Raw genomic sequence first — 7,289 nt, 5'->3', positions numbered from 1 at the left:
CCGCCACGTGATCCGCTGCTCCCTCTGGCGACGAAAACACCAACACCGCGCCCAGCAATGCCACTACAAAACCCGCGGCCACACCCCACAAACGCAACTGTAGTACTAGCCAGAGGGCTCGATGATAGCCAGCATTCGAAGCTGCGACGACGTGATTTTTGCGGAAGGACAGGCTGGCAATCGGGGTCATCGTTCGTGTCTCAACGGCCTCCATCTGGTCTGTCAAAACGAGTCCTCCCAGATCAAACTGAGTGTGGTGATTCGGGCACAGGCACAGGATGTTGCTCAGAGCGTCATGGCCAAGATGGGGTCGTCCCAACGGTCTGACGTGAGCGCCCTCGGCGTAGAACGCGTTGTTCGCGGTCGGTATTGCATTTTCGCAGACCTGACACTCATAGTCATAGAGCTTTTTCACCACACGCGACAGCTGCGAGTCTCGAATCCGGCGGGACACGATAGTCGTGGCAAATTCCGGGTCGGGTAGATTCAGCGCTTGCGGCTCAAGTGGGACTTGTTCATCGATTCGCTCGAGTCGGAAGCGAATGATTTGGAAGCCATCGGGTCTCATCTCCATCCACCACTGGGTGACCAAATAGAGCCCCGAATATACGTAACCCGCGGGTGGGGCAAAAGGAGAACCTTTGTGTTTACCTCGAACGACACGAACGGGCAGAGCCTCGGCATGGCTCGTGATTAGGCCAGCATTGCCCGGAGCGTCCCGCGACTGATCCGCGATTTGGCGCGTGCTGTTGGGATCCTTGCCACCGTGACCGGAGTAGATAATGTAGTCGCCATTGTCCTCGTCGCCGACATAGCCGCCGGAAATGACGATCGAGTCGGAGCCCTCCAACTTGGTGCCGCTGATGCCGGCCTGAGTAGGGCGGTGGACGAATGCCTCGTGAAGCTCGCGGCGGTCAATGAAGAATTGGCCGGTTTTGACCCCTGCCCGTGTTCCAAAAAATCTAGTCATGGTGACGCCCCCTTCGCTGACTCTACCGTTGCATGAAAAAAAAATTTGTGCAGGCTGGAGCCATTTTGTGTGGCCTCGACAGGCAGCTTGCAGCAGCCGGGAACCATTCCACTCCCACCCGCGTTACCCCTGACATGAAGTCCATTGTGTACAGCCAAACCGGTGACCCGTCCGTGCTCCATCTCGTTGATCGGCCGGTGACCGAACCCGAAGCGGGCGAGGTGCGGGTGCGGATCGTGGTCAGCGGCGTCAACCCCACCGACTGGAAGTCACGCCGCGGCTCGGCACCGGGCCAGGCACTGCCGTTCGACGACGTCGTGCCGGGGCAGGACGGCGCCGGCATCGTGGAAGCGATCGGCGCCGACGTGCAACACGTCACTGTGGGCGACCGGGTGTGGCTGGCGCTCGCCGCGTACCAGCGCGCGAACAGCGGCTCGGCCCAGGAGCACGCGGTCCTGCCCGCGGAGCGCGTCTTCTTGCTTCCCGCGAATGCGAGCTTCGACCAGGGCGCGAGCCTCGGAGTTCCGGCGATCACGGCGCACCGCGCGCTGACGGTGGCGGAGGACGGACCGCGGCGGCTGCACCCGGGCGCCCTGGCGGGCAAGGTGGTGCTGGTGGCTGGTGGAGCAGGTGCGGTCGGGCATGCGGCGATCCAGCTGGCTCGGTGGGCGGGAGCATCCGTTGTCACGACTGTGAGCGGGCCGGCGAAGGCGGCGCTGGCCACGGCGGCCGGCGCGCAGCACGTGCTCACCTACACCGACCCGGATGTCGTCGAACAGATTCAGGCGATCGCACCGGAGGGGGTGGACCTGATCGTGGAGGTCGCACCGGCCCAGAATGCGCGGCTCGACCTGGCCGTCATCCGCAATCGCGGGTCGATCGCGGTCTATGCCAACAACGGCGGCGACCAGGTGACGCTCGACGTGCGCCAGCACTTCAGCCTCAACGTGCGCTACCAGTTCGTGCTGCTCTACACGGTCGGCGCCGACGTGATTCGGGCGGCGGCAGAGGACATCACCGCGGCCCTCGTCGACGGCGCGCTGGCCGTGGGGGAGGAGGCGGGGCTGCCGCTGCGCCGCACCGACCTTGCGCACACGGCGGATGCGCATGCCCTGGTCGAGAGCGGGGTTGTGGGGAAGGTGCTGATCGACGTTTCTGCGGGGTGATCTGCGGAGCACGAACGGACCATCACTCTCCGCGGCCCGGTGTGCGTGGCCCGCCGTTGTGCTGAACCAGTTTGCCGTCGTGATCGGTTCGGGTGCGCGCCCGCGCGTCGCGGGGCCACGATCAGATGAGCGGTACCTGAGTCCCAGGTGTACGTTGCGTGCAACGAACCGGATGGGAGCTGTGACGATGCCGAAAATGGACGCAAGCGAACCAAGCAACACCGCCCTCTACGTCACGGGCGGTGTGCTCACTGTTGTCCTGGCCGCTCTGACGGTTCTGATCACGGTGCTTGCTCAGCAGCCTGTGGGTGTTCCAGCCGAAATCGCGCTCACCGTTTGGATCCTCCTCGGACTATCAGCGCTCCTCGTCCTGCTTACGCTGGTGGCCTGGATTTCCCGAGTTATGGATGGCACGGCGAACCGTGGTGCCCTCAATCTTCCGAACGGCAGCATCAGTGCGGTGATTGCGCTGTTGCTTCTGCTCCTCTTCGCGTTTTCGTCGATCTACCTGTTCAGCCAGCTCAGCTCAAGGGAATCGCGGGGCGCGGAGTCCACCGGAGTTTCGGAAAGCACACTCGCGGGCTTTCCCTCTGAGCGCGTCATCAGCGTCAATGTTGCCGAGGCTGGCGCCGCCGATGGGACCGGGCGAACCTACGATGTGGTGCTGGCGCCGGCGCCTGGCGCAAGCACTGACTTCGCCGAGACGATCTTCGCCACGCTGTCGACGGTCGTCATCGCAATCGTCGGTTTCTACTTTGGGCAGCGGGCCGCTACCTCGGGGGTTCAAGCCGTACAAGAACTACAGTCAAACGCCGAGCTGACTCGTTCAAGGATTGAGCTAGAGCGGGAAATGCAGACGGCACGGGTACCAATTGCCGGAGCGGGAGCCAGCGTCGTAGAACCGGGTTCCGCACCCGTTTCGGATGGCCTGGCCTCAGAGCGAGCACCGGCGCCGCCGGAAAAACCGGGAGCGTGAATCGCATACCAATCGGCCTCCCTGGCCGCGGCGATAGTGGCATTCGATGAGACCCTCTGCTGAGCAGACATGCTTGGCCGGTTGAGCGTTGACCAGAGAGGTCGGGGCTGTAGTCGCAACAGAATCAGGCTGGACGGGGCCTTTTTCCAGTTTCGATCGCCCTGTGGCGGGTCTTAAGGAAAACCGAGAATCGACGCAATCCCACAGTTCGTTCCTGGAACGACAGGTCCATGCGCCCTCGAGGACCGGCGGACGCTTAGCGAATGTCGACGATCTGCTTGCCGAGCGGCATCAGCGCCACCGGGATCAGCTTGAAGTTGGCGATCCCGAAGGGGATTCCGATGATCGTGATGCAGAGCGCGATGCCCGAGAACAGATGTCCGAGGGCGATCCAAAAACCGGCCAGCACCACCCAGACCACGTTGCCCAGGAACGACCCGACGCCAGCGTTCGGCTTGTCGACCACGGTCTTGCCGAACGGCCAGAGCGCGTAGACGCCGATCCGGGCCGACGCGATTCCCCAGGGGATGGTGATGATCAGCACGAACATGACCACCGCCGCAAACATGTAGCCGAGGAACAGCCAGAAGCCGGCGAACACGAGCCAGATGACATTGAGGATGGTGGTCATGATGATTCCATTCTCTACCTGGCGGCCGGGTCGCCGGGTCGCCGGGTCGACGGCGTGGCTCACCGAGCGCGCAAACCTGCCGATTCCCTGAGTCGAGGGGCGGCGAGGGTGGCGCGCGCAGCGCTGAGGACCGCGTCGAGGTGGATGCCGCGGAGACGGAGAACCTCGGGGCCGTTGCCCGACTCGCCGAACTCCTCGATCGACACCACGCGCCCGTCGAGGCCCACCCAGCGGTACCAGGCATCGCCGCGGCCCGCCTCGACGGCGACCCGGGCACGCAGTGCCGCCGGCAGCACGGACTCACGGTAGTCGGCGCTCTGCTCGGCGAACCACTCGACACAGGGCATGGACACGACCCGGGCGGAGATGCCCTCCTCGGTCAAGCGTGCGGCGGCCTCGATCGCGAGGTGAACCTCGCTGCCGGTCGCGAGGATGGCCAGGTCGTCGCCGTCGCCGTGCTGCCAGCGCACATAGCCGCCGGCCGTGACGCCTGCGGGGGTGGTGTCGCTGCTCTCGAGCACGGGCAGGTCCTGCCGGCTCAAGACCAGGGCGACCGGCCGGTCGGGGGAGGCGAGAATGCGGCGCCAGGCGGCGACGACCTCGACGGAGTCGGCGGGGCGCACCACGTCGAGCCCCGGGACGGTGCGCAGCGATGCGATCTGCTCGACCGGCTGATGGGTGGGCCCGTCTTCACCGACGGCGACGGAGTCGTGGGTGTAGATGTAGACCGCGCCGAGACCCATCAGTGCGCCCAGACGGATGCTGGGTCGCATGTAATCGCTGAACACCAGGTAGGTGGAGGCGAACGGGCGCCACGGCCCCTGCAGTGCGATGCCGTTGAGAATGGCGGCCATCGCGTGCTCCCGGATGCCGAACCGGATGAACTCACCCGCCGGATTCGCGGCGGAGAAGCGGTTGCCGTCGACCTCCACCGTGGTGGAGCCGGCGAGGTCGGCGGATCCGCCCCACAGCGGCACTGAACCCTGCAGCGCGCGGAGCACGGCACCGTTTGCCTTGCGGGTCGCGATCGTGTCGCCGGCGCTGCCGACGTTCACGGTGTCGAGGGCGGAGCTTTCGAACTCCCCGCCGCGGAAGGCGGCCCAGCGTGCCGCGGCTGCGGGGTCGCCGGTGCTCCAGGAGGTGAGGTCGGCCTCCCAATCGCGGTGCAGTTGCTCGCCGCGGGCGAGGGCATCCCGGGTGTGTGCGAGGGTTTCGGGGCTGACGAGGTCGGCGAGGGGAGCGTCGGGGGCGAAGCCAAGCGTCGTCATCACCGCGGCGAGTTCGTCGGCGCCGAAGCCACCGGCGTGCGCGGCGGACGTGCCGCCGAACTTCTGGGAGGGGGAACCGATGACGGTGCGGAGGGCCACGAGGGTGGGGCGACCGGTGCGTTCCGCCGCCGCGCGGAGCGTGGCCTCCAGGGCGTCGAGGTCGTTCGGGGTGTCGATCTCGAGCACCCGCCATCCGTAGGCCCGGTACCGGGCCCGAACGTCTTCGGAGAAGGTCTCGTCGGTGCCCGAGTCGATGGTGATGCCGTTGTCGTCCCAGATCAGCACCAGGTTGTCGAGGCCGAGGGTGCCGGCCAGGCTCGACGCCTCGCCGGAGACGCCCTCCTGCAGGCATCCGTCGCCCGCCAGCACCCAGGTGGTGTGGTCGAGCAGGGTTGAGCCGGGGGTGAACACGGCGCTCTCGTGTCGGGCTGCCATGGCCATGCCCACCGCGGATGCGACGCCCTGACCGAGCGGGCCGGTGCTCATCTCCACGCCCACGGTGTGATGCACCTCGGGGTGCCCCGGTGTTTTCGAGCCGAGAGTGCGGCTCTTGGCGAGGTCGTCCAGGGTGAGGCCGTAGCCGGTGAAGAACAGCTGGGTGTAAAGCAGAAGGCTGGCGTGACCGGCCGAAAGAATGAATCGGTCTCGGGCGGGCCAGTCGGGGTGGGCGGGGGAGTGGCGCAGGACTCGGGAGAACAACACATGGGACAATGGCGCCAATGCCATCGCGGTGCCGCCGTGTCCGTGTCCTTTCGCCTGCACCACGTGGGCGGCCAGGGCCTGGGCGCTCGCGACGGCGCGAGCGTCGAGTTCGGTGTGCGTCATCGTTGACGAGGGATTCCTTGATTCGGTAGCCATGCGAGATACTTTGGTATAGAAATGTACTTAAGTCAAACAGTTGGTTCGGCGACGTCCTCACAACCTTGCGGATGCGTCAGATGGAGGGGAATTCCATGGCACACGCTTTGTCCACCGGGTCGGGTGTGGTGCTTGACCTCATCCGATCCGGCCGTGCCACCACCCGCACTGACCTGATCGAGCAGCTCGGCTGGTCGCGCGTTACCCTCGCCCGGCGCCTTGACGAGCTTCTCCAGGCGTCCATCGTGATGAGCGTGGGGCAACTCGATTCCCGTGGCGGCCGGCCGCCCGAGGAGTTCGCCGTGAACCCGGATGCCGGCCTGCTGCTGGCCGTGGACATCGGTGGATCGCACACCCGGCTGGCCATCACCGACCTGGTGTCCACCATCCTCAGCGAAGACGAGGCTGACATCGGCCTGAGTGAAGGGCCGGTCGAGATCTTCGACTGGGCCGGCCAGGTCTTCGACCATATGCTCGACCGGCTCGGCAAGACCCGCGCTGACGTTGTGGGCATCGGTGTCGGTGTGCCCGGACCGGTCAACTACGTCACCGGGCGTCTCGCCCGACCGCAGGTGGACACGCAATGGGAGGGCGTGCTGGTGCAGGACTACTTCGCCGGCCGCTACGACCACGCCGTCTTCGCCGTGGACCGGGACGTCAACATCATGGCGCTCGCCGAGGCCCGGCGCGTCGGGAGTGAGTACCGCGATGTCGCCGTGCTCAAGGCCGGCATCGGCGTGGGACTCGCCTTCGTGCTCGACGGCTCGATCTACCACGGCTCCCGCGGCGGCGCCGGCGACCTCAGTGCCGTGCGTGCCGATGGGGAGCGCACCGTTCGGCTCGAGACCATCGCCAGCGGTGCGGTCATCCGCCGCGAGCTGCTCAGGCAGGGGCGCCAGGTGCGCACCAGCAGCGACATCGTGGGGCTCGCCAACGACGGTGACCCCGCGGTATTGAGTCTGCTCGCCGAGACCGGCGCCCAGATCGGGCAGAGCCTGGCCCATGTGGTGGGGCTGCTCAACCCGCAGGCCGTCGTCGTCGGCGGCAACCTGGCCCAGGCCGGTGAGCCCTTCCTCGGTGCGATCCGGGAGGCGATCTTCGCCGGCGCCCGCGACTTCGCCCTGCAGGGACTGGTGGTGGAGAAGTCCCGGCTCGGCGCCATCGCCGGCGTCACGGGCGCCTCGCTCATCGCGCAGGATGCCCTGTTCGACGCCGATCGCATCAGCCGTCTCACTCGCGGCGGCGTGTCCGGCGTCACGCTCCGCACCGCTGCGAGCTGACCTCGCGCGCCTGATCCGGCATCTGAAGAGGTTCTCTGCCGGCGGGCGTCGGTCGGCGTGCCGTTCGCCGGGTGGCACGCCCCTGTCGACCGGTCGAAAAACTTTGGTTCATTTGTAGACAAAAGGTCGCTTAGGCTAAT

General features: G+C 66.3%; 6 protein-coding genes. 3 read left to right on the top strand and 3 right to left on the bottom strand.

What is annotated here, in order from left to right; all coding sequences use genetic code 11:
- A partial coding sequence (locus tag E3T28_RS02975; protein WP_134427791.1) for a YDG/SRA domain-containing protein occupies positions 1-970 on the bottom strand: 970 nt, incomplete at its 3' end.
- Positions 971-1,104: 134 nt separating this feature from the next.
- On the opposite strand from E3T28_RS02975, the gene E3T28_RS02970 reads away from it, so the two are divergent.
- Positions 1,105-2,136 (top strand): NADPH:quinone reductase, encoded by a 1,032-nt coding sequence (locus tag E3T28_RS02970; RefSeq protein ID WP_134427789.1) that lies wholly within the window; start codon positions 1,105-1,107, stop codon positions 2,134-2,136.
- Between the two features lie 196 nt (positions 2,137-2,332).
- The gene (locus E3T28_RS02965; protein ID WP_134427787.1) at positions 2,333-3,112 is read left to right on the top strand and encodes a hypothetical protein; all 780 of its coding nucleotides are present in this window, start codon (positions 2,333-2,335) and stop codon (positions 3,110-3,112) included.
- A 256-nt stretch (positions 3,113-3,368) separates the two neighbouring features.
- Here E3T28_RS02965 and E3T28_RS02960 read toward each other — a convergent pair whose 3' ends face one another.
- Positions 3,369-3,743: a YccF domain-containing protein gene (locus E3T28_RS02960; protein ID WP_134427785.1), complete on the bottom strand. Its 375-nt coding sequence runs from the start codon at positions 3,741-3,743 to the stop codon at positions 3,369-3,371.
- Between the two features lie 59 nt (positions 3,744-3,802).
- On the bottom strand, positions 3,803-5,836 hold the full coding sequence (gene tkt / locus E3T28_RS02955) for a transketolase (protein WP_241979136.1): 2,034 nt from the start codon (positions 5,834-5,836) through the stop codon (positions 3,803-3,805).
- Positions 5,837-5,964: 128 nt separating this feature from the next.
- Here tkt and E3T28_RS02950 point away from each other — a divergent pair, with 128 nt between their 5' ends.
- Positions 5,965-7,149, top strand: coding sequence for an ROK family transcriptional regulator (locus E3T28_RS02950; RefSeq protein ID WP_134427781.1), 1,185 nt, complete (start codon positions 5,965-5,967; stop codon positions 7,147-7,149).
- Positions 7,150-7,289 lie beyond the last annotated feature (140 nt).

It is taken from the genome of Cryobacterium sinapicolor (assembly GCF_004403465.1).
In the GTDB taxonomy this organism is placed as follows: domain Bacteria; phylum Actinomycetota; class Actinomycetes; order Actinomycetales; family Microbacteriaceae; genus Cryobacterium; species Cryobacterium sinapicolor.
The sequence above is the reverse complement of the archived record's forward strand: the minus strand, read 5'-3'. Positions and strand labels throughout refer to the sequence as shown.

Coding starts and splice junctions, on each gene's coding strand:
- E3T28_RS02970 (WP_134427789.1), top strand. CDS start 1,105: ATGAAGTCCATTGTGTACAGCCAAACCGGTGACCCGTCCGTGCTCCAT.
- E3T28_RS02965 (WP_134427787.1), top strand. CDS start 2,333: ATGGACGCAAGCGAACCAAGCAACACCGCCCTCTACGTCACGGGCGGT.
- E3T28_RS02960 (WP_134427785.1), bottom strand. CDS start 3,743: ATGACCACCATCCTCAATGTCATCTGGCTCGTGTTCGCCGGCTTCTGG.
- tkt (WP_241979136.1), bottom strand. CDS start 5,836: ATGACGCACACCGAACTCGACGCTCGCGCCGTCGCGAGCGCCCAGGCC.
- E3T28_RS02950 (WP_134427781.1), top strand. CDS start 5,965: ATGGCACACGCTTTGTCCACCGGGTCGGGTGTGGTGCTTGACCTCATC.